16 protein-coding genes are annotated in these 23038 nt (G+C 67.5%); 14 read left to right on the forward strand and 2 right to left on the reverse strand.

Annotation, left to right across the window (positions count from 1 at the left end):
* The first annotated feature begins 42 nt into the window (after positions 1-42).
* The 7 genes from ABD301_RS02685 to cydC all read left to right on the forward strand — a co-directional run bounded on the left by ABD301_RS02685 (position 43) and on the right by cydC (position 9466).
* A complete protein-coding gene (locus ABD301_RS02685; protein ID WP_344306803.1) occupies positions 43-1206 on the forward strand; it encodes a sensor histidine kinase in 1164 nt (387 codons plus the stop codon).
* Positions 1203-1871, forward strand: a complete 669-nt coding sequence (locus tag ABD301_RS02690; protein WP_344306805.1) for a response regulator — start codon at positions 1203-1205, stop codon at positions 1869-1871. Before ABD301_RS02685 ends, ABD301_RS02690 begins: the two co-directional genes overlap by 4 nt.
* Positions 1872-2214: 343 nt before the next feature.
* Entirely contained in the window at positions 2215-3813 is a 1599-nt protein-coding gene (locus ABD301_RS02695; protein ID WP_344306807.1) for a TROVE domain-containing protein, read from the forward strand.
* A gap of 166 nt (positions 3814-3979) precedes the next feature.
* Complete coding sequence (locus tag ABD301_RS02700) at positions 3980-5248, forward strand: cytochrome ubiquinol oxidase subunit I (RefSeq protein ID WP_344306809.1); 1269 nt, start codon at positions 3980-3982, stop codon at positions 5246-5248.
* Positions 5245-6222 carry a cytochrome d ubiquinol oxidase subunit II gene (locus ABD301_RS02705; protein WP_344306811.1) on the forward strand — a complete coding sequence of 326 codons (978 nt, stop codon included), beginning with the start codon at positions 5245-5247 and terminating at the stop codon, positions 6220-6222. Before ABD301_RS02700 ends, ABD301_RS02705 begins: the two co-directional genes overlap by 4 nt.
* Positions 6219-7883 (forward strand): thiol reductant ABC exporter subunit CydD, encoded by a 1665-nt coding sequence (gene cydD / locus ABD301_RS02710; RefSeq protein ID WP_344306813.1) that lies wholly within the window; start codon positions 6219-6221, stop codon positions 7881-7883. Before ABD301_RS02705 ends, cydD begins: the two co-directional genes overlap by 4 nt.
* Entirely contained in the window at positions 7865-9466 is a 1602-nt protein-coding gene (gene cydC, locus ABD301_RS02715; protein WP_163567499.1) for a thiol reductant ABC exporter subunit CydC, read from the forward strand. Before cydD ends, cydC begins: the two co-directional genes overlap by 19 nt.
* Here the strand turns inward: cydC and ABD301_RS02720 are convergent.
* Positions 9453-9977, reverse strand: coding sequence for a hypothetical protein (locus tag ABD301_RS02720; protein WP_163567498.1), 525 nt, complete (start codon positions 9975-9977; stop codon positions 9453-9455). The genes cydC and ABD301_RS02720 overlap by 14 nt on opposite strands.
* A gap of 142 nt (positions 9978-10119) precedes the next feature.
* Between ABD301_RS02720 and ABD301_RS02725 the strand changes: the two genes are divergently transcribed.
* From ABD301_RS02725 to ABD301_RS02735, 3 genes are all read left to right on the forward strand, one after another.
* Positions 10120-10986, forward strand: a complete 867-nt coding sequence (locus ABD301_RS02725; RefSeq protein ID WP_344306816.1) for a hypothetical protein — start codon at positions 10120-10122, stop codon at positions 10984-10986.
* Positions 10983-11495 carry a hypothetical protein gene (locus tag ABD301_RS02730; protein ID WP_344306818.1) on the forward strand — a complete coding sequence of 171 codons (513 nt, stop codon included), beginning with the start codon at positions 10983-10985 and terminating at the stop codon, positions 11493-11495. The genes ABD301_RS02725 and ABD301_RS02730 overlap by 4 nt, the downstream gene beginning before the upstream one ends.
* 126 nt (positions 11496-11621) lie before the next feature.
* On the forward strand, positions 11622-12473 hold the full coding sequence (locus ABD301_RS02735) for a DUF6042 family protein (protein ID WP_344306820.1): 852 nt from the start codon (positions 11622-11624) through the stop codon (positions 12471-12473).
* Between the two features lie 35 nt (positions 12474-12508).
* Here the strand turns inward: ABD301_RS02735 and glgP are convergent, their stop codons facing one another.
* Positions 12509-15040 (reverse strand): alpha-glucan family phosphorylase, encoded by a 2532-nt coding sequence (gene glgP / locus ABD301_RS02740; RefSeq protein WP_344306822.1) that lies wholly within the window; start codon positions 15038-15040, stop codon positions 12509-12511.
* 261 nt (positions 15041-15301) lie between these two features.
* On the opposite strand from glgP, the gene ABD301_RS02745 reads away from it, so the two are divergent.
* Genes ABD301_RS02745 through glgB form a run of 4 tightly spaced genes read left to right on the forward strand, consistent with a single transcriptional unit; the run spans position 15302 to position 22861 of the window.
* Positions 15302-17305 (forward strand): alpha-1,4-glucan--maltose-1-phosphate maltosyltransferase, encoded by a 2004-nt coding sequence (locus ABD301_RS02745; protein ID WP_344306824.1) that lies wholly within the window; start codon positions 15302-15304, stop codon positions 17303-17305.
* 35 nt (positions 17306-17340) lie between these two features.
* On the forward strand, positions 17341-19203 hold the full coding sequence (treS, locus tag ABD301_RS02750) for a maltose alpha-D-glucosyltransferase (RefSeq protein ID WP_344306826.1): 1863 nt from the start codon (positions 17341-17343) through the stop codon (positions 19201-19203).
* A complete protein-coding gene (locus ABD301_RS02755; protein ID WP_344306828.1) occupies positions 19200-20648 on the forward strand; it encodes a maltokinase N-terminal cap-like domain-containing protein in 1449 nt (482 codons plus the stop codon). The genes treS and ABD301_RS02755 overlap by 4 nt, the downstream gene beginning before the upstream one ends.
* Positions 20645-22861: a 1,4-alpha-glucan branching protein GlgB gene (glgB, locus tag ABD301_RS02760; protein ID WP_344306830.1), complete on the forward strand. Its 2217-nt coding sequence runs from the start codon at positions 20645-20647 to the stop codon at positions 22859-22861. Before ABD301_RS02755 ends, glgB begins: the two co-directional genes overlap by 4 nt.
* Positions 22862-23038: the final 177 nt, after the last annotated feature.

The following is a 23038-nucleotide window of genomic DNA, read 5'->3' on the forward strand; positions in this document are numbered from 1 at the left end:
TACGACGACGACTAAGCACCGCCCGCCGGTTAGCGTGAGCGGATGAACGCAGCCTGGTTCCGGGATCGCCGGCCGAGCCGGTACGACCTGGCACTCGGCCTGGTCACTGGCGGGGTGATCGCCTTCAACGGCATCACCGGCATCGGGCTCGGCGGCGTCGACCTTCGCCGCTTCGACGTGGTCGGCGCGCTCCTGGTCGCTGCGGTCACGGCGGCCACGATCCTGCGTCGGCGCTATCCCGTACCAACCGCCGTCACCAACCTGACCTGCATGCTGCTGTGGTTCCTGCTCGGCTTCTACGGCCGGGTGATCCTGATCGTGCCGATCATCGTCTGCGTCACCCTGACCATCGTGTTGGGCCGCTGGTCAGGGATTTTGGCCGGCCTGCTGACCATCGGCTTCGGCACCGGAACGATCCGGCTGCTCTTCAGCGACCACCGGTTCGTCGATTACTCGGTCATCGCGGTCCTGCTGGCACTGAGCTCCGTCGCTTTCGGCGAGGCGATCCGCTACAACCTCGCGTGGCGCAAGGTGATGACCGAGCGGGTCGCGCAGCTGGAGCGGGAGCGGGACGCCGAGGCGGCCCGGCTGGTGAACGAGGAGCGGCTGCGGATCGCGTACGAGGTGCATGACGTGATCGCGCACAGCATTGCGAGCATCAGCGTGCAGGCGGGGGTCGCGTCGCACGTCATCGACCGCAGGCCGGAGAAGGCCAAAGAGTCGTTGGATGCCATAAAACAGACGTCCACCGAGGCGCTCGGTGAACTGCGTAGCGTCCTTGGGGCGCTGCGCAGCCAGGACGCCAACCTGGACGAACGGCACCCGGCGGCGAGCCTGCGCCGGCTGCCGGAGCTGACTCGGATGGCCGAGGCGGCCGGCCTGCACGCCACCGTTACCGTGCTGGGAGAACCGGCGACGCTGCCGGCCGCGGTGGAACTCGCCGCATATCGGATCGTCCAGGAGGCGCTCACCAACGTGGTCCGACACGCGCACGCGAGCAAAGTGGCGATCCAGCTCACCTACCGATCCGACGCGCTCGGCATCACCGTCGAGGACGACGGGTCGGGATCGGGCTCTTTCGGCGGCAGCGGCAGCGGCCTCGCCGGCATGCGAGAGCGCGCTCGTACGCTCGGCGGCACCTTTGACGCCGGCCGGGTCGGCGGCGGTTTTCAGGTCGCGTGCCAGCTGCCGGTGGAGTCCCGATGAGCCGCATCCGGGTGCTGATCGCGGACGACCATGCGCTGGTACGAGCCGGTTTCCGGACTCTGGTGGAAACCGAGGACGATCTGGAACTGGTCGGCGAGGCATCCACCGGTCACGAAGTCCTTGATTTAGTAAGAAAAGTACGCGCGGACGTGGTGCTGATGGACATCCGGATGCCGGAGCTGGACGGCATCGAAGCGACTCAGCGGATCACCGCCGACGAGGATCTGGCTGGCGTACACGTCCTCATCCTCACCACGTTCGATCACGACGAGCACGTGCTGGCCGCCTTACGGGCCGGCGCGAGCGGTTTTCTGGTCAAGGACACCGATCCGGTCGAGCTGCTGCGGGCGATCCGGGTGGTCGCCAGCGGCGACGGTCTGCTCTCCCCCGGTGTCACCCGGCGGATGATCGCCCGGATCGCCGCCAGCCCTGGACCGTCCACTGTGGACAACGCGGCGCTGGCCGCACTGACCGAACGCGAACGTGAAGTGGTCACCCTGGTCGCCGAAGGCCTGAACAACGACGACATCGCCGAGCGCCTGTTCATCAGCCCCACCACCGCGAAAACCCACGTCAGCCGGGCACTGGTCAAACTCGACGCGCGCGACCGTGCGCAACTCGTCGCCATGGCGTACCGCAGTGGCTTGGTCACCCCGCCCCGCTGATTCCTGATCGCGCGGGGCAGACTCGCTTCCCCAAAGGGAAAACCGATCGACCATCAGCGCCACCCCAGATACGATCTTGTTCCAGAGCACTCCCGGTGCGCGGCTTGGCGGTTACTTCCTTAAAGAATCCACCGCTGGGCATTACTGATCTCGGGAGCGACAACTTCATGGATGCCCGGTGCGCAGGCGACGGTTACTTCCTTTTAATGGTGAGGTCGCGGGTTCGAGTCCCGCCGGTCGTTCGGGCGACCGTAGCTCAGCTGGGAGAGCACATTACGTACCGTTTCCGACTTTGGTCTCGGGCATTCTTGAAGCTGCGGCTCCCCACACGGAGGGGAAAGACGTGAGCAAGTTCAACGCGGCGACGGCCAGGCCGGCCGCGTTCGGTCCGGTGACCAGCGAGCAGGTGCCTAGCCAGCTGACGTTTCAAGGTGGCGCGGGTTACGCTCGTGACGCGAAGTCGGAACTTTTCCTGCTGGCCGTGATGAACCTGGTCGGGGAGGAGACTTTCTATGTGTCCGCCGGCGATCGCGACAGCCGTTTCGTCGGGCTGGTGCATGCGGTGACCCAGCAGGATCCGGACTGGACTGGCCGGTTCCTGCGCTGGCTGCGGACCGAGGCCAACCTGCGCTCGGCTGCGCTGGTCGGCGCCGCCGAGTTCGCGCGCGCCCGACTGCTCGCCGGCGAGGCCGGACTTTCCCGTCAGGTGGTCGATTCCGTGCTGCTGCGCGCCGACGAGCCGGGCGAGCTGCTGGCGTACTGGACCTCACGTTATGGCCGGTCCATCCCGAAACCGGTCAAGCGCGGGATCGCCGACGGGGTACGCCGGTTGTACGACCAGCGTTCGCTGCTCAAGTGGGATTCCGCCGCGCATGGCTACCGGTTCGCGGACGTACTGGAGTTGACACACGCCTCGCCGGCGGCGGATTCGCCGTGGCAGGGCGATCTTTTCCGGCACGCCATCGACCGGCGACACAAGCGCGACAACCCGATCCCGGACTCGCTGCCGCTGCTGGTCGCGCACGCGGATCTGATGAGCTGGCCGCACGAGGCCCGGATCGAGCTGTTCACCCGGCACGAGCCCGAAGAAGTGGCGGCCGTGCTGCGCGATGCGGGCATGACGTGGGAATCGCTGTCCGGATGGCTGCAGGCTCCGCTCTCGGCCAAGAAATGGGCCGCGATCATCCCGTCGATGGGTTACATGGCGCTGCTTCGCAACCTGCGGAATTTCGACCAGGCCGGACTTTCCGACCGGAGCGCCGGAAAAGTCGCCGAGAGACTCGCCGATCCGGACCAGGTCGCGCGGTCGCGGCAGCTGCCGATGCGGTTCCTGTCGGCGTACAACGCGGCACCAAGCCTGCGCTGGGCCTGGCCGCTGGAGCAGGCTCTGCAGCATTCACTCGGCCGCATTCCCGCGCTGCGTGGACGTACGCTGGTGCTGGTCGACACCTCGGGATCGATGGACGAGAGCTTCTCGCGGGACGGCAGCCTGATGCGGTGGGACGCGGCGGTGCTTTTCGGCCTGGCGCTGGCGCAACGCTGTGAGAAGGCCGACGTGGTGTCCTTCTCGAACGGCTGGCAGGGCCAGACCCCGTCGCTGGTTTTCCCCGCCAAGGCGGGGGAATCGGTGCTCAAGGCCGTGCAGCGGTGGAAGTCCGACGGCTATTTTCTCAACGGCGGCACCGACACTGTCGGCGCCGTGCAGAGGCACTTCGCGGGGCATGACCGGGTTGTCATCCTCACCGACGAGCAAGCGGCCCGCGGCGATGTCGGGCAGGCGCTGCCGGACACTGTTCCGCTGTATACCTGGAATCTGGCCGGCTACCAACAGGGCCACGCCGCGGACCGAGCCAACCGATACACCTTCGGTGGGCTGACCGACCAGTGCTTCGCGATGATCCCTCTGCTGGAAGGCGGCCGGAACGCCGACTGGCCGTTCTGACTCGCCGTTCTGACTGGCCGGTCTCAGGTCAGGGGCGAAGGCCAGAGCGAAGGTCACGGTCTGCCCTCAAGACCGCCGCGCGGTAGGCGTACGCCCCTGGGAGTACGGGCAACTGACAGCATGACGACGAGGCGGACGACGGGGTGTGGTCGGCAGCATCGGTGTCATGAGCGAACTGACTGTGGCGCGGTGGGAGTTCGCCGCCACCACCTCGTTTCATTTTCTCTTTGTCCTTCTCACTCTCGGGCTCGTGACGCTGGTCGCGATCCTGCAGACCCGATACGCGTTCACGAAAAACCCCGAGCACCTGCGGCAGGTCCGGTTCTGGGGCCAGCTGTACGTGGTCAACTACCTGGTCGGCATCGCCAGCGGGGTGCTGATGGAATTCCAGCTGGGGCTGAACTGGGCCGGGCTGAACAAGCTGGTCGGTGGGGTTTTCGGTGCCCCGCTGACCATGGAGACGCTGGTGGCGTTCTTCATAGAATCCACGCTGCTGGGGATCTGGATCTTCGGCTGGGACCGGATCGGCCGGGTCGCGCACACGGTGGTGATCTGGCTGGTTTGCGTGACCGCGTACCTGTCCGCTTTCTGGGTGCTGGTGGCGAATTCCTTCCTGCACCACCCGGTCGGGTACGCGATCCAAGGTGACGTGGGCATACTGACCGATTTCGGGGCGCTGCTGACAAACCCGAACCTCTGGCTGGCCTTCCCGCACGTCGCGTCGGCCGGCATTATGGTCGGCGCCTGGTTCATGATCGGGGTCAGCACATGGCACCTGCGGCGCGGCCGGGACCGCGAATTCTTCCTGCCCACGCTGCGGTTCGCGCTGCCGATCGCCACTCTGGCCGCCGGCGCCCAGATCTATACCGGTGTCCGACAGTTCCACGTTTTCACATTGATACCAGCAAAAGCCGCCATGTGGCACGAAAGTCCGGTCGAGATGGCGAAGGTGCAGGCCGACCTGAGCGCTCAGTACGGCCCGGGCAACTACCTGCCGCCGGACTGGATTCACTGGGCCGGCGACACCATGCTCTACATCGGCATTGTTCTTGCGGCGGTCGGCCTGGTCGCCTCGCTCTTCCTTTTCCGGGACCGTTTGTTGCGCTGGTCGTGGCCGCTGCGGCTGCTGACGTACCTGATGTTCCTGCCGTTCCTCGCCGCCATCGCCGGTTGGGTGTGGCGAGAAGTCGGCCGGCAACCGTGGGTCGTCTACGGCGTACTGAAAACTGACCAGGCCATCTCCGGCGTCGGGGCGACCACCGTGGGAGTGAGCTTCGCGATTTTCGCTGTGCTGTTCGCATTTCTCGGCGGCCTTGACTGGATCTTGCTGACCCGGCTGGCAAAACGTGGTCCAGGCTGGACTTTCTGGTCCGTTCCTTCCGATGACAGCGGCATCGAACCCGTACGAGACGACCTTGAGATGGTGACCCTGTGATCGGCTGGGCGCTCGCGCTGGGCGTGCTCTTTGCCGGCTACCTGCTGTTGGCCGGCTATGACTACGGCGTCGGCATGCTGTCCGTTCTTTCTGGACGGGCCCGGGCCGAGACGCTGGACACGCTGCGACCGGTGTTGCTCCGCAACGAAGTCTGGTTGGTCGCCACTGTTGGGGTGGTCGCCGGGGCGTTCACGCACGCCGAAGAACTGTTGTTGTCCGGGTTATATCCGCTGGTGGTCGTGGCCTTGGCTGGCGTTGTCGCGGTCACCGCAGGGGTTCCGCTTTTCTGGGTGGCCCGAGGTCGCGGGCAACGAGTCGCCGGCACGATCGCGGCCGGTGGCGCGGTGGCCGCGGCGCTGGGCTGGGGCGCGGTGCTGGGGACACTCTTCGTCGGCCTGCCCTGGCGGATCGGTGCGGCTCCGGACCAGCTGGCGCTGCTGACCCAGCCGATGACGTACGTCGGTGCGTTGACCATGGTCGCGCTGATGGTCACGCACGGCGCGACTTTCCTGTCGTTGCGGGCCGGCGGTGACGTACGCCAGCTGGCGGCTCGGATCGGGCAGCGCAGCGCGCCCCTGTCGATTGGCCTTTTGTTGGTGAGTGCCGGCTGTCTGGCCTTCGTCCACATGGGACAGACGGGCAGCGAGATCGTCCTGCTCTGCGTGGGAATCGCCGCCCTGGTGGCGGTCCGGGTCTGGCTGCGCCGGAATCGACTGTGGTCGGCTTTCGCGGCCAGTATGGTCGCGATGGCGGTGCCGATCGTGGCGCTCGTGGCCGCCCACCCTGGAGTTCTGGTGGCCTCATCGGTCGATCCGGCCAGCGGCCTGACGGTTGCCGCGGCGGCCTCTGGCTCGTCGACTTTGCAGACCCTGACCACTTTCGCGGTCATCGCCGCTCCGCTGATGGCCGCCAGCCAGCTCGTGAGCTGGTGGCTTTTCCGCACGCCGGTGCCGCGAGTCCGGAGTGGACAGTGAGCAAGGACGCGGTGGCTGGCCGGCTGCGCGGTCTGCCGTCGGTACGGCGGCACCTGGTGGTCAGCACCGCGCTGGCGGTCGTGGTGGCCGGAACCGTGCTGGCGCAGGCAGACGCGTTCGCCGCGCTGCTGACCGAAACCATGAGCGGCCGGATCCGGCTCGACAGCGCGAGTTGGCTGCTCGCCGCGGTCGGCGCCCGTGCCGTGGTCGGGTGGGTACGAGTGCGCCTCGCGGAACGGTCCGCGGGCGCGATCACCTGTGAACTTCGGGACGCTGTCAGCGAAAGCTGCGCCCGCCGCGGCCCGACCCGGTTGACCACCGAGCGATCTGGCGAGCTGGTGACGCTGTTGACTCGCGGTCTCGCGGGCCTGCGACCGTACCTGTCCGGCTATCTGCCGGCGACCGTCACGGCTGCGATCATCCCCGTCACAGTGCTGATCCGGCTGGCCGTCGCCGACCCGACCTCCGCGGTCATCACCGCTGTGACGCTGCCCCTGGTGCCGATTTTCGGGATCCTGGTTGGCTGGCACACCCAAACCAAGACGGACTTGCAGTGGCGCCGACTGTCCACTGTGGGCGGTCATTTCCTGGATGTGGTGCGCGGGCTGCCCACCCTGCGAATGTACGGCCGGGCGCGAGCGCAGGTCGAGGTCATCCGGCAGCTGGCGGACCGCTGTCGGGTGGCCACCATGGCGACCCTGCGGATCGCCTTCCTGTCCGCGCTGGTGCTGGAAATCCTGGCGAGCCTAGCGGTCGCACTGGTCGCGGTTCCGCTCGGTTTCCGCCTACTGGACGGGCAAGTGGGTCTGCGGACGGCATTATTGGTGCTGTTGCTCGCACCGGAGGCGTTTCTCGCGCTACGGGCCGCCGGTGGCCAGTTCCACGCCAGCGCGGAAGGCTTGGCCGCCGCCAAAGACGTCTTCGCTGTCCTGGATCTTCCGGCGGCGGCACCAAAACCGACATTGAGCGTACGGTCGGCCGCGGCACGGATAGAGTTCGAGAACGTCAGCGTGCGTTATGAGCCGGACGGCCCGTACGCATTGCGAGACGTGTCCCTGACGATCCGGCCCGGCGAGCGAATCGCGGTGGCCGGTCCGAGCGGCGCCGGCAAGTCCACCCTACTGTCGCTGCTTCTTCGTTTTATGGAGCCAACTTCCGGCCGCATCACGGTGGACGGCGCCAACCTTGCGGACCTCGACCCGGAACAGTGGCGCCGGCGGATCGGCTGGCTGCCGCAGCGGCCGCGGCTTTTCGCCCGCAGTGTGGCCGAAAACATCCGGCTGGGGCAGCCTTCGTACGACCTGGAAGCCGTCGCGACCGCGGCCCGCCAGGCCGGCGCGGACATCTTTATCGACGCCCTACCGGCCGGTTATGCCACTGTGCTGGGCGAAAACGGCTGCGGGCTGTCCGCCGGCCAGGTGCAGCGGGTAGCGCTCGCGCGTACTTTCCTGCAAGACCACGACCTCGTGCTGCTCGACGAGCCGACCGCCCGGCTGGACCGGGCCACCGAGGCGGACGTGCTGGCCGGCATCGAGCGGATCAGCCAGGGCCGTACCGCACTGCTCGTCGCGCATCGGCCAGCGGTCGCCGCGCTGGCCGATCGCTTGCTGCGGCTGGAAAACGGCCACTTGGAGGTGGGCGAATGCGTACGTCTGGGCTGATCAGATCGGCGATGCCCGGGCTTGGCCGCGCGCTGGCACCGGCCGGTATCGCCGGGGTGGCTGGAGAACTCGCCAGCATCGGGTTGCTGAGCACCGCGACCTGGCTGCTCTGCGAGGCGGCGCGGCGCCCGTCGCTCGCCGTCCTCGCGGTCGCCATCGTGGGTGTACGCGCGCTGGCTCTGGGGCGCGGAACGCTGCGATACGTGGAAAGGCTGCGCGGACACGACGTGGCCCTGCGGATGGTGGCCGGGCTGCGCGGACTGCTCTTCGGCGGGCTGGTCGAAGGTCGCGCGCGGCTGGCCAGCGGCGACCTGCTGAGCCGGCTGGTGTCCGATGTGGACGCCGGCCAGGATCTGTTGGTGCGCTGCCTCCTGCCGGGTATCACGGCGGTGGGCACCGGTGCCGCGGTGGTGACCGGCATCGCGGTGGTCGACCCCGCGGCCGGCCTCGCGGCCGCGATCGTGGTGCTCCTGGCCTGGCTGGGCCCACCGTTGTCGGCCGCCTTTGTCAGCCGTCGTACGGCCAAACGGCTCGCGCCACTACGTGGCGAGCTGGCCGCGGCGGTGGCCGACCAGCTGCACGGAGCCGCCGACCTGACCGCCGCCGGTGCTTGGCCGTGGCTTCTTCGGCACACCCACCTGCTCGGAATCCGGCTGGCGGGTAACGAAAAGTCAGCGGCCGGTCCGGCCGCGGCCGGACTTTTCCTGCCGGCGACCGGCGCGGTCGCGGTCCTGTCCTTCACTCGGGTCACCGGGCCGGTCGCGGCGGCCCTCGCGATGGCCGCGTTCGGCGCGGTCGGATCGGCGCTGCCGCTGGTCGACGCGGCCGCGTACTGGCACCGCTCGATCCGCTCGCTCGGCCGAGTCGGCTCGCTCTTCGACGTTTCTCCTGACGAACAGCCCAAAGCAGTCCAGGGCACGGTACGTACGCTTCGGCTGCGCAGTGTCCACTGTGGATACGGGAGCGGGGATGTGCTGTCCGGGGTCGACCTCGACCTGTGGCCGGGGCGGCGGGTAGCCCTCGTTGGGCCCAGCGGTGCCGGGAAAACCACCCTGTTGAAGCTGATCGCCGGCCAGCTCGCGCCGACCGCTGGCACGATGATCGCCGGCGGGCGACCGGTCGGGCCAGCGGACCTCGCGGCCAGCTGCCGGGGCGTACTGGCCGACTCGCACGTCTTCCATCGCAGCGTTCGGGCCAACCTGCTGATCGCCCGACCGGTGGCCGGCGACGACGAGGTCACCGAGGCGCTGCACAGGGCCGGATTGGGGCCATGGCTGGAAACCCTGCCGGCCGGTCTGGACACCGTGGTGGGTGAGGACGGCGGCCGGCTCTCCGGCGGGCAGCGCCAGCGGCTGCTGCTGGCTCGGGCTCTGCTGTCCGACGCGCCGCTGCTGGTCCTGGACGAGCCCACCGAAGGACTGGACCGGGCCACCGCCGCCGAGGTGCTGGCGAGCATCGTCGAAGCCACCCACGACCGCGCCCTGGTGGTGGCCACCCACGATCTGGATGCGGCTCTGTTTCAGGAGATTCTCGACGTGCGGGACGGTCGGGTAGTGCGCCGCGAGTCGATCAGGACGGGTTGAGGACGGCGAAGTTCTGGTCCCGGCGGGCCGCGAGCGCCGGCTGCGTGGGCACCGGGGTAAGGATGAATTCGTACGCCGCATCATCAGAACCCTGCCGGAACGAGTAGCCGCGGACCTCCACCTCGTACCAGCCGCCCGGCACCCCCACCGCGCGGTTCTTCGGGTGCCGCGGGTCCCACCGGGTCAGATAACCGGCACCGCAAAAGACCAGGTATCCGCTCTCGGTGCCCAGGACCCAGCCGGGCGAGGAAAATCTCGGCGCGTACGGCAGCGCCGCATCGTCGGCGTGCCGGACGATGACCGTGTAATAGCCGGTGTCGACGCCGGACATCGGCAACGCCACCCCGTCCCGTACGACCCGCTCGCCAAGGTCGGTCGCGTCGAACAGGGACAACACGTCCCGGCCGGCGGCGTGGCCGCCGCAGGCCCGGTCGAGCCGGGCCGGATCAAGGAGCACGAAACCGAAGAGCTCAGGAAAGCACCCGGTTAGACGTACGGCTGGAAACACCATGGTCGCGACAGTAGCGCCACCGCAAACCCAGTGCTCGCCTCGTGTTCATGAATGTGGGCAATGGGTGCTCTCCCGGCGGCCCGCACGCGGCGATGCCGTATCGTGTCGCCCGGTACGCAGCTACTGACACGGCGGAGGTGGCGTGACCGCTGATTTCTGGGAAGACGTAAGCACAACATGGGCGGAAGCCGAGCAACTCGGCGACCAGCCTGACCCCTCGGCGAACGCGAGTGTCGAGCTCAGGAAGGTGCGGTTCGGCCGTACCGACAATCCCATCGCTATCACCGGCCAACCCGGGGCCGGCAAGACCGTTCTCTACGACTCGATCGTGAACCGGATCGGACCGGACTACCGGCCGCCGGGTCAGAGCCATAACAGGGAAAAACATCGCACGCTGGTACGCACGGGGGCCACTTCGCAGCGGTCCTCGGTGATTGTGGTGCCCGGCCAGCGATCCAACAACCAGGCGGCGGCTTTCGACGAGCTGCTCGCCACCGGCAGCGGGCCGGTCGGCATCATCCACACCGTGTGCTGGGGTTACAACACCCCGTGGAACGCCGGCAACCGGGCCACCATGCTGGACGAGATCACAGCCAGCGGCGAGCCGCTGGACGACGCGTCCGTACGAGCCTGGCATCTGGCCGGCGAGCTGGCCGACTTCCGTGTGCTGGCAGAGAAACTCGCCATCTCCGGAGCGCTGGAGCGGCTTCGCTGGCTGATTGTCGCGGTCGGCAAATGCGACCTTTTCTGGTCGGAGATCGCGGCCGCGAGGGAGTACTACATTCCGGTGCCCGGCCACCCGACCGCGGATTCACCTTTCGGTGAGGTGCTGCGTGGGCTGACCGCGGACGGGAAAAACGACGTGCGGCTCGCCGTCGTACCGATCAGCTCCTATTCCAAGGACCACGATTTCGGGGTGGGCCTTGCCAAACAGCGGCACCAGTTCGACGCCGCCCAGGCCGCGGCCGTACGCAACCAGTTCTTCACCGTCTTGGGGAGGTTCCTGTGAAACCGGACGCGCCCAATCGGGGCCCGGCCACCGGCGACGACTTCGACCAGGCACTGCGGGTCGCCGAACAACTGCTGTCCGGAGTGGACCGCGGCCGGCACCGGGTCGGCGAGGCGCGGATGCTGCAGATCCTGGTGTTGCTGGCCGGCGCGGTGATCGCGGTCGCGGCAGCCGTCCTGTCCTCTCCCACGGTCGCCATCATCGCGGTGGTGGCCGCGATCCTCGGCCTGCTGGCCGGCCACATCCTGCTGGTCGTACCGCTGGGCGCCCGGGTGCTGCGGGACGAGCGGGCGATGGTCGAGATCATCACCGTGCTGCGGGAGCTGCACCCGCACGTGGCCGAGCGCGAGGCCTGGAGTGCCGTACGCGACCGGTTCGCCCGCGAGCGGATCTCCCGGTTCCCGGTGGCCGAGCGCACTCGCGGCATCACCACCTTCTCCGGCCTCGCCGCCGACGTCGCCAAGCGCCGTCCCACCATCAAACGCGCCACCGGCGCCGCCGCCCCTTAACTCCGCGCACGCCACAACTCTCCGCCGGAGTACGGGCGGCGGAAATTGGCGCCAGGATCACCTGCGCTGGATCGAGCCGATGTCGGCTCGGACTGGAACAATGGGGGCAGGCGAGGGGAGGCGACGGTGGCCGAGTACGACATGGTGTGGCACGACGACGAGTGGTTCGACTCGGGGTGGTTCCGGCTGCTGCCCACCCAGGGCGACCAGCTGCGGATGATCGCGCTGAACGCCGGCCGCCGCGACCTGACCGGCTCGCTGGACTACCTCGTGCTCACCCTTGACCAGGGCACTTTCGACCGGCGGACCGGTGGGATGGACGCCGAGGTGACCTGGGGCGAGCCCTATGAGGCCAGACCGGGCCACATCGTCGGGGCCACCGCCAAGGAGCGCGCCTGGCGCCGGGACGTCTGCATCGCCGCCCTGGAGACCAGCGGATACCCGGTCCCGGTCACGGTGCGAGACCTCGCCGACACCATGGAGATGCTCGGCCTGCTGACGGTGACCAACCGCGGCAAACCGTCCGAGAAATGGCGTACGGAGAAGTTCCTGCCGCATCCCGACGAAGTCCTCACGCTGTCCGACGACTGGCTCCAGGACGACGCGAAGACCCGCTGGGCCCTCGCCCTCGCCGACGTGACCTCCGCCTTCTGGGAGCTACAGGACCGCCGGCGCAGCGCCGCCCACCAGCCGTGGCGGACGAGCATCAGCAAGATCGCGAAGTCGACCGAGCACGACCCCGAGTCAGTCCGGCAGATGCTCGGGCTGGTTTGCCGCGGCGACTACTACGGCGACGTGGAGCATTGGGGCGTCGAGATCAGTACGGTCGGCCATGAGGGGCCGTTCGACGCCGATCCCGAGCGGATTCTCCGGTCCAAGACGATCTACTTTCGGTTCATCACCCCGCCGGGCCTGCAGGCCGCGCTCGACGACATCGACCGCATCTTCGGCCCCGGCCGTTCCAAGAAGGAAAACTAGCGGGGGCGACCACCTCGGCCACCCCGCCAGTGCGGCTATGAGGCGAGTACGACCAGGCCTGGCTCGGCGGACGACGACAGCAACTCGTGCCGCGGGAGCACTCGTACGGTGTAGCCGAAAGCGCCGGCTCGCTGCAGCGGCACGTCACCGTCGAAGATGGTGAACTCGTCGCCATCGCCGGTGTGGCTCATCTCCACACAGGTCACGTCGTGCAGTTCCTCAGTCGCATCGACCCGGCCGTAGCAGGCCTGCACGGTCACGTCCGACGGCGACAACGGCCCGAGCACCACCTCGGCACGCAGGTGCATGCTCGCGCCCAGCTGCGGGGTGTCGCCGGTGCCACTGGCGTCCACGTGCGCGACGCGTACGGAGTCCCAGCCGGCCCGGATTCGGCCGTACCAGCCGGCCAGCTCGCGAGCACCTTCATAAGAAGAAGCAGCGAGCCGTCCGGCCGCCGCACCCGCCGGGGTGTAGAGCTCCTCGACGTAGTCACGCACCATCCGGGTCGCCTGGACCAGCGGGCCGAGCGACTTCAGGGTGTGCCGGACCATGTCGATCCAGCTCTTGGGCACGCCGTCGGCGCCGCGGTCGTAGAAACGCGCCCGTACGTGCTGCTCGACCAGGTCATAGAAGGCGGCGGCCTCCAGGTCGTCGCGGCGGTCCGGGTCGGCGATGCCGTCGGCGGTCGGGATGGCCCACCCGTTGCCGCCGTCGTACATCTCGTCCCACCAGCCGTCCCGGATGGACAGGTTCAGGCCACCGTTGAGCGCCGACTTCATGCCGGACGTGCCGCACGCCTCCAGCGGCCGCAGCGGGTTGTTCAGCCACACATCGCAACCGGCGTAGAGGAACTGCGCCATGCCGATGTCGTAGTCGGGCAGGAAGACGATCCGGTTGCGGACGGCCGGGTCGTCGGCGAACTGCACCATCTGCTGGATCAGGTGCTTGCCACCCTCGTCGGCCGGGTGCGACTTGCCGGCGATGACGATCTGGATCGGCCGCTCGGGGTCGGTCAGCATGGCCCGCAGCCGGGCCGGGTCGCGCAGCATCATGGTCAGCCGCTTGTACGACGGCACCCGGCGGGCGAACCCAATGGTCAGCACGTCCGGGTCGAAGACGTTCTGCACCCAGCCGAGCTCGGCCTCGGTGTGTCCGCGGTGCACCATCGAGTGGTGCACCCGGCGACGGACCTCGTCGACGAGGCGGCCGCGCAGCTCCCGGCGGATCGCCCAGAGCCGGTCCGCCGGCAGCTCACCGACGATCTCCCAGGTGGACTGGGGGCCGACGCCGAGCAGTTCGGTGATCTCACGGGCCACCCACGACGGCGCGTGTACGCCGTTGGTAACCGAGCTGATCGGTACGTCCACCGAGCCGAAACCGGGCCACAGTGCGGAGAACATCTCCCGGCTGACGTGCCCGTGGAGTTTGGAAACGCCGTTCGCGCGCTGGCCGAGCCGCAGCCCCATGTGCGCCATGTTGAACACACCCGGGTCGTCCTCGGCGCCCAGCGCCAGGATCCGGTCCACTGGTACGCCCGGCGACGCGTTGTCGCCGCCGAAGGTGTGCTCGATGAGCGTACGCGGGAAGCGGTCGATGCCGGCTGGTACGGGCGTGTGTGTGGTGAACACCGTGCCGGCGCGTACGGCCTGCAGGGCGTCGTCGAAGGACAGGCCGGCACCGGCGACCAGCTCGCGGATCCGCTCCAGGCCCTGGAAGCCGGCGTGGCCCTCGTTGGTGTGGTAAACCTCCGGCTCGACCGCGCCGGTCAGGTGGCAATAGGCGCGTACGGCCCGTACACCACCGATGCCCAGCAGCAGCTCCTGCCGCAGCCGGTGCTCCGCGCCGCCGCCGTACAAGCGGTCGGTGATGGCCCGGATGGACGGGTCGTTGGACTCGATGTCGGCGTCCATAAGGAGCAGGGGCACGCGGCCGACCTGGGCCTGCCAGATCTGCGCGCCGAGGGTCTGCCCGTCCGGCAGCCCGACCGAGATCTCCAACGGCGTGCCGTCGGGGTTGCGCAGCAGCGCCAGCGGCAGGCCGTTGGGGTCCAGCGACGGGTAGTGCTCCTCCTGCCAGCCGTCCGGTGACAGGGACTGGGTGAAGTAGCCCGCGTGATAGAGCAGACCCACCCCGAGGATCGGTACGCCCAGGTCACTGGCCGCCTTCAGGTGGTCACCGGCGAGGATCCCGAGGCCACCGGAATACTGCGGCAGCACCTCGGTGATGCCGAATTCCGGCGAGAAGTAGGCGATCGAGCCGGGCACCCCGGCCATCGACTGATACCAGCGCGGCTCGCTGAGGTAGCCCTGTAAGTCGGCGTGGACGGCGTTCAGCTGCGCGATGAAGGCGCCGTCGCGGGCGAGCGCGTCCAGCCGCTCGGCGCTGACCTCCCCGAGCAGCCGGACCGGGTCCCCGGCCACCGTCTGCCACAGCTGCGGGTCGACGGCGGCGAACAGGTCGGTCGTCTCGGTGTGCCACGCCCAGCGCAGGTTCATCACCAGCTCGGAGAGCGGCGCGAGCGGCGCTGGCAGGGCGGCACGGACAGTGAATCGGCGAAGTGCTTTCACCTGGGCGAAGATACCGAGAGCTGCCACTGCACCGATCAGGGACCGCCCACCTGTCCAAAATGTCGGTACGGGATCATCCCGTCCGGTTCGGCGATCTGGCCGGCGCGACCGCACGTCGTGCGACCGTACGACGGCGGGGTTAGGATCGAAGATGTTCTTGATCGACCAAGAAATCCGGTGTCGAGGCGGCCCGCCAAGCACAGGTCGAACAGGCGGTGTTGCCTTCAAGCCGATAAAGACATACGGCTACGGTGACGGGCGATGACCGGACGAATTCCCATAGAAGACATCACTCCCGCCGTCGCGTGTGGGCGCTATCCCTCGCGCGCCGTGATCGGTGAGTACGTGCCCATCGGCGCCACCGTCTACCGCGAGGGCCACGACCTCGTCGGTGCCAACGTGGTCTGGAAAGGCCCGGACAACCGTCGGCGCCGGTTCCTGCGGATGGAGCCTGGCCCGGCTTGGACCTCCCGGTGGTACGCGGAGGTGGTGCCGGACTCCCCCGGCCGCTGGACCTTCGCGATCGAGGCGTGGTCCGACCCGTACGCGACCTGGCGGCACAACGTCGAGGTCAAGATCGAGGCCGGCCAGGGCGCCATCGAGCTGGCCAACGACCTCGCCGACGGCGTCTCGCTCATGCAGCGCGCGTCGCAGAGCATCATCCGGATCGGCGGTGACGCGGCCCGGGACCACCGTGGCTCGCTCGCCGAGGCGGCCCGGGCGCTCGGCGACGCCTCGCTGCCGCTGGAACAGCGGGTGAAGCAGGCCCTGGACCTCGCGCCGCTGCTGCACGAGATCCCGCTGCGGGAGCTGATCACTCGCTCCCCCACACACGTCATGTGGGTGGATCGACCACGCGCGCTCTACGGCTCCTGGTACGAGTTCTTCCCGCGCTCTGAAGGCGCGGTGGTGCCCGACCCGACGCATCCGGAGTCCATCCAGACTCCCGTGCACGGGACCTTTCGGACGGCCGCCGAACGGTTGCCGGCGGTCGCCGACATGGGCTTCGACGTCGTCTACCTGCCGCCGATCCACCCGATTGGCGAGGTGAACCGCAAGGGCCCGAACAACACCCTGCACGCCGGCCCGGACGACTTCGGCTCGCCGTGGGCGATCGGCTCGGCCGAGGGCGGCCACGACGCGATCCACCCGCGGCTGGGCACGTTCGAGGACTTCGACCACTTCGTCGCTCGTACCCACGAGCTCGGCATGGAGGTCGCGCTCGACCTCGCGCTGCAGTGCGCGCCGGACCACCCGTGGGTCAGCCAGCACCCGGAGTGGTTCACCACGCTCGCCGACGGCACCATCGCGTACGCCGAGAATCCGCCGAAGAAATACCAGGACATCTATCCGCTCAACTTCGACAACGACGCCGACGGCATCGCGGTCGCAGTGCTCGACGTGGTCCGCAAGTGGATCTCGCACGGGGTGAAGATCTTCCGGGTCGACAACCCGCACACCAAGCCGGTGAATTTCTGGAACTGGCTGATCTCCGAGGTGAAGAACACCGACCCGGACGTGCTTTTCCTGGCCGAGGCATTCACCAAGTCGGCGATGATGCACGGCCTCGCGAAAATCGGCTTCACCCAGTCGTACACGTATTTCACCTGGCGGACCACCAAGCAGGAGCTGACCGAGTACGGCACCGAGCTGATCGAGTCGGCGCACTACATGCGGCCGAACTTCTTCGTCAACACGCCGGATATCTTGCACGATTCACTGCAATATGGCGGCCCGCCAATGTTTAAGATCCGAGCGGTGTTGGCCAGTACGCTGGCGCCGTCGTGGGGCGTCTACTCCGGTTACGAGCTCTATGAGCATGTCGCCGTGCGGCCCGGCAGCGAGGAATATCTGGACAGCGAGAAATACCAGTTGCGGCCCCGTGACTGGGAAAGAGCGGCCGCCGAGCATCGTACGCTCGCGCCGTACTTGAAGATGCTGAACGAGTTTCGCCGCGAACACCCCGCATTGCACTGGTTGCGGAACCTGCGTTTCCACGACATGGACAACGATGCGATGATGTGTTGGTCCAAAGTGGACCGTGAGAGCGGCGACACGATTTTGGTGATCTGCTCACTCGATCCCCTCAATGTCCAGTGGGGCAACACCGCGCTGGACATGCCCGAACTCGGCCTCGACTGGAATGACCGCTTCCGGGTCGTGGACCGGGTCACCGGGGCGGAATACGACTGGGGACAGTTCAACCCGGTCAAGCTCGATCCGCATGAGCAACCCGCTCATCTTTTCACCTTGCACAAGTACTGAAGTCTCCCCGCCCAGCCCCTATTCCAGAGGTAATGATGAGCTCCAGCCAAGGCGCGGTTGCCGTTTCCGAGGCGTTGGCACCCGCCGGCGTCCTCGAGACCCGGCCGGCGCAGGTTCCCCAGTCCACGCACCCAGACCACGTCGAGCACACTGGGGACGCTCAGCTGCCGGACGGCACCCTGGTCGAACCGCAGGCCGACGACTTCGCGCACGCGAGGCCGGCCCGCAAGGACGACCAGTGGTATAAAAGCGCGGTTTTCTACGAGGTGTTGGTACGCGCCTTCCGGGACTCCAACGGCGACGGCACCGGCGACTTACGCGGGCTCACCGAGCAGCTGGACTACCTCTCGTGGCTCGGCGTGGACTGCCTGTGGCTGCCGCCGTTCTACGCCTCACCGCTGCGCGACGGCGGCTATGACATCAGCGACTTCCGTTCCGTACTCCCGGAATTCGGCACCGTTGACGATTTCGTCCGGCTGCTCGACGCGGCCCACAAACGTGGCATCCGGGTGATCACCGACCTGGTCATGAACCACACCTCGGACCAGCACCCGTGGTTCCAGGAGTCCCGGCGCGACCCGGAAGGTCCGTACGGCGACTACTACATGTGGAACGACGACGACCAGAAATACCCGGAAGCCCGGATCATCTTCGTGGACACCGAAACCTCGAACTGGACGTACGATCCGGTCCGCGGCCAGTTCTACTGGCACCGGTTCTTCAGCCACCAGCCCGATCTGAACTACGACAACCCGGACGTCTGCGACGCGATGATCGACGTCCTGCGGTTCTGGCTGGACATCGGCATCGACGGTTTCCGGCTCGACGCGGTGCCGTATCTGTACGCCCGCGAAGGCACCAACTGCGAGAACCTGCCCGAGACGCACACTTTCCTCAAGCGCTGCCGCAAAGTTGTCGAGGACGAGTATCCGGACCGGGTGCTGCTGGCCGAGGCGAACCAGTGGCCGGCGGACGTCGTCGAATACTTCGGTGAGACCAGCGTCGGCGGCGACGAGTGCCACATGGCGTTCCATTTCCCTCTGATGCCACGGATTTTCATGGCCGTACGCCGGGAGAGCCGGTTCCCGATCGCGGAGATCCTGGCCCAGACTCCGGACATCCCGGCCGGCTGCCAGTGGGGCATCTTCCTGCGCAACCACGACGAGCTCACGCTCGAGATGGTCAGCGACGAGGAACGCGACTACATGTACGCCGAGTACGCCAGCGACCCGCGGATGCGGGCCAACGTGGGCATCCGGCGCCGGCTCGCGCCGCTGCTGAACAACGACCGCAACCAGATGGAGCTGTTCACCGCGCTGCTGCTTTCGCTGCCGGGCTCGCCGATTCTGTACTACGGTGACGAGATCGGGATGGGAGACAACATCTGGCTGGGCGACCGGGACGCAGTCCGTACGCCCATGCAGTGGAGCCCGGACCGCAACGCCGGCTTCTCCACCGCCGACCCGGGCCGGCTCTATCTGCCGCCGCTGATGGACACGCTTTACGGCTACCAGTCGATCAACGTCGAGTCCCAGTCCAACGACACGTCGTCGCTGCTGCACTGGACCCGCCGAATGATCGAGGTCCGCAAGCAACACCCCGCTTTCGGGCTCGGCACCTTCGCCGACCTCGGCTCGTCGAACCCGGCTGTTCTCGCGTACGTGCGGGAAACCGACGAAGACCACGACGGGCCGCAGGACCGGGTGGTGTGCGTCAGCAACCTGTCCCGTTTTCCGCAACCGGTGCAGTTGGACCTTTCCGCGTACGCCGGCGAGGCGTTGCGGGAGCTCACCGGTGGCGCCCTGTTCCCGCGGATCGGCGACCTGCCGTATCTGCTGACCCTGCCGGGCCACGGTTTCTACTGGTTCCAGATCGTGCCGGCCGAGGACGAACTGTGACTTCCCCCGAACCAGCGAAGAAATCGCCAGCCACCCCGAGCGCGAGCTCGGCCCGGCTGGTCGACGACCTGGGCGCGCAACTGGTCGGCCCACTGGCCGACTGGCTGCCAGCCCAGCGCTGGTTCGGCAGCAAGGGCCAGGAAATCGCGGGCGTACGGCCCATTCGGACGTACACCCTGCAGGACGGCGAGCCGCAGCTGGAACACCTGCTGGTGGCCGTCGACCAGGCCGATGGCGAGCACCTCTACCAGTTGTTGGTGGGGGTGCGCCGGAGCCTGCCGGAATACCTGGAACACGGCAGGATCGGGACCGTGCAAGGACCGCACGGCAAGGCGGTCGCGTACGACGCGGTGCTCGACCCGGACCTGGCCGGTCGGCTGGTCGAGCTGATCGCCGCTGGCGCGCACACCGACGAGCTGACTTTCGCGGCGGAGCCTGGGGTTGAGCTGGAAACCGGGCTGTCCAGCCGGCCGGTGACCACCGAGCAAAGCAACACCTCGCTGATTTTCGGCAACCTCTACATTCTGAAGCTGTTCCGGCGAATCAGCCCCGGACTGTCCGCCGACGTCGAACTGCACCGGGCGCTGCGGGACGTGGGCAGCACCCACATCGCGAACCCGCTGGGCAGCATTTCCGGTGACCTGGACGGAAAACCGGTCACGTACGGGATGCTGCAGGACTTCCTGGACAACACCGCGGACGGCTGGGCGATGGCCGAGGGCAGCGTTCGCGACCTGATTGGCGAGGCCGATTTGCACGCCAGCGAGGTCGGCGGCGACTTCGCGTCAGAGGCGTATCGGCTCGGCGAGGCGGTCGCGAACGTGCACCACGATTTGGCTCTGTCGTTGGGAACCGCACAGCTGGACCGGGCCGGCCTGGAGCGTACGGTCGCCACCATGCATCGGCGGCTGGACAAGATGGTCGCCACCATCGCCGAGCTCGCGGACTACGCCGGGCCGCTGCATTCCGCGTACGACGCGCTGCTCACGGTGGGCTATCCCATTGCGGTGCAACGCATTCACGGCGACCTGCACCTGGGCCAGGTGTTGCGAACGCTGAACGGCTGGGTCCTGATCGACTTCGAGGGCGAGCCGGCCCGGCCGCTGCCCGAACGCAGCGCGTACATGTCGCCGCTGCAGGACGTGGCCGGCATGTTGCGTTCTTTTGACTACGCGGCAAGGCATTTGCTGGTCGGCCTGGCGCCGGACCCGCAACTGGACTACCGCGCGAACGAATGGGCCGAGCGCAACCGCGGCGCTTTTTGCGACGGATATGCGAGTGTGGGCCTGGATCCGCGTGAGCAGCCGGCGCTGCTTCGGGCGCTGGAGCTGGACAAGGCCGTTTACGAGGTCGCGTACGAACACAACAACCGGCCGACCTGGCTGCCGATCCCGCTCGGGTCGGTGGCCCGGCTGGCCAGCGACGGAGCGGACTCGCAGCGATGAGCGACGCGGATCTAGAGGCGAAAACAGCAGAGACTGGGCCGATCCCGGACCGGGTGGAGCTGGACCGGTTGATCGGCGGCGCACACCACGACCCGCATGCGGTGCTGGGCGCGCACCCCCTGGAGAACGGCCGGACCGTGGTACGGGCTTTGCGGCCGTACGCGGAACAAGTCGTGCTGGTCGCGGCCGGATCGCGGGTGCCGATGCATCGGGTGCACGGTGGCGGGATTTTCCAGACCACAGTGGACGGTGCGCTCGGCGACTACCGGCTGTCGGTCAGCACGGCCGACGAGGTTTATATCGAGGACGACCCGTACCGCTGGCTGCCCACCCTCGGCGAGCTCGACCTGCACCTGATCGGTGAGGGTCGGCACGAAAAACTGTGGACCGTGCTCGGCGCCCATGTGCGGACGTACGAAACCGCCTCCGGGCCGGTCACCGGCACGTCTTTCGCGGTGTGGGCGCCCAACGCGCAGGGCGTCCGGATAACCGGCGACTTCTCTTTCTGGGACGGCAAAGCGCTGCCCATGCGAGTGCTCGGCTCCTCCGGAGTCTGGGAGCTTTTCCTGCCCGCGGTGCGAGCTGGCGCGCTGTACAAATACCAGATTCTGGGCCGTGACGGTGTCTGGCGGGAAAAAGCCGACCCGCTCGCCTTCGCCACCGAGATCCCACCCAGCACCGCGTCCAAGGTCAATGAGTCGGACTATGTGTGGACCGACGCCGACTGGGTCGCCAAACGCGCCGAGACGGCCTGGCACGCCAGCCCGATGAGCATCTACGAAGTGCATCTCGGATCTTGGCGACAGGGCCTCAGTTATCGCGAGCTGGCCACCGAACTTGTCTCGTACGTCACCGAAACCGGCTTCACGCACGTGGAGCTCCTGCCGGTCGCCGAGCATCCTTTCGGCGGCTCGTGGGGATATCAGGTTTCCTCGTACTATGCGCCGACCTCGCGTTTCGGCTCGCCCGACGACTTTCGCTATCTCGTCGACCAACTGCACGAGGCCGGCATCGGCGTGATCGTGGACTGGGTGCCCGCGCACTTTCCCAAGGACGAGTGGTCGCTGGCCCGCTTCGATGGCACGGCGTTGTACGAGCATGCCGACCCGCGGCGCGGCGAACAGCCGGACTGGGGCACGTACGTCTTCGACGTCGGCCGGCACGAGGTGCGCAACTTCCTGGTCGCCAACGCGCTTTACTGGATGAGTGAGTTCCACATCGACGGCCTCCGAGTCGACGCGGTGGCCTCGATGCTCTACCTGGACTACTCCCGGCAGGACGGCGAGTGGGTGCCGAACAAATACGGCGGCCGGGAGAACCTGGAATCCGTGGAATTCCTCAAGGAAGTCAATGCGACTCTTTACCGCGAGCATCCCGGTGCGGTGATGATCGCGGAGGAATCCACCGCCTGGCCGGGCGTCACCCGGCCCACCCACCTCGGCGGCCTCGGATTCGGCTTCAAATGGAACATGGGCTGGATGCACGACACCCTGTCGTATTTGTCGCACGAACCGGTGTACAGGCAGTATCACCATCACGAGATGACCTTCTCGATGATGTACGCGTACAGCGAGAACTTCGTGCTGCCGATCAGCCACGACGAGGTCGTGCACGGAAAAGGTTCACTGCTGCGGAAAATGCCCGGCGACCGCTGGCAGCAACTGGCGAACGTGCGGGCGCTGCTCGCGTACATGTGGGCGCATCCCGGCAAACAGCTGCTCTTCATGGGCAGCGAGTTCGCTCAGGAATCGGAATGGGCCGAAGGCCGGTCGCTGGACTGGTGGCTGCTGGAGAACGCGGACCACGCCGGCGTCCAGCATCTCGTACGGGATCTCAACGGTGTCTACAAGGAAACCTCCGCGCTGTGGGAGCGAGACACCGACCCCTCCGGTTTTGCCTGGATCGACGCGAATGACTCGCTCGGCAATGTGCTCTCGTTCGTACGATATGCGGCCGATTCGACGTTGGTGTGCGTGGCGAACTTCGCCGGTGTGCCGCACAATGACTACCGCCTCGGGTTGCCGCTGACCGGCCGCTGGGACGAGGTGCTGAACACCGACGCCGGCCACTACTGCGGTTCCGGGGTGGGAAATCTCGGCGGTGTGCTGGCCCAAGCCGAGCCATGGCACGCGATGCCGGCTTCGGCGGCCGTACAGCTGCCGCCTTTGGGCACCGTCTGGCTGCGCCATCGGCCGGTCGCCGAGGCAGACTGAGAAACATGAGCAGTGGCGACTCGCCCGTGGGACGGACGGGAAGGTTGATCCTGGCCAGCCGTGGCGCCGAGGGAGCCGGTGAAGTGCTCATTAGAATTCGCGGCGGGACAGAGACTTTCATCGCTTGGACCGACGCGCCCTTGCCAAAAGGTGCAAGAGTGTTAGTTGTCGAATCAC

Origin of the sequence: Fodinicola feengrottensis, from assembly GCF_039530045.1 — a bacterium.
Taxonomy (GTDB): Bacteria; Actinomycetota; Actinomycetes; order Mycobacteriales; family HKI-0501; genus Fodinicola; species Fodinicola feengrottensis.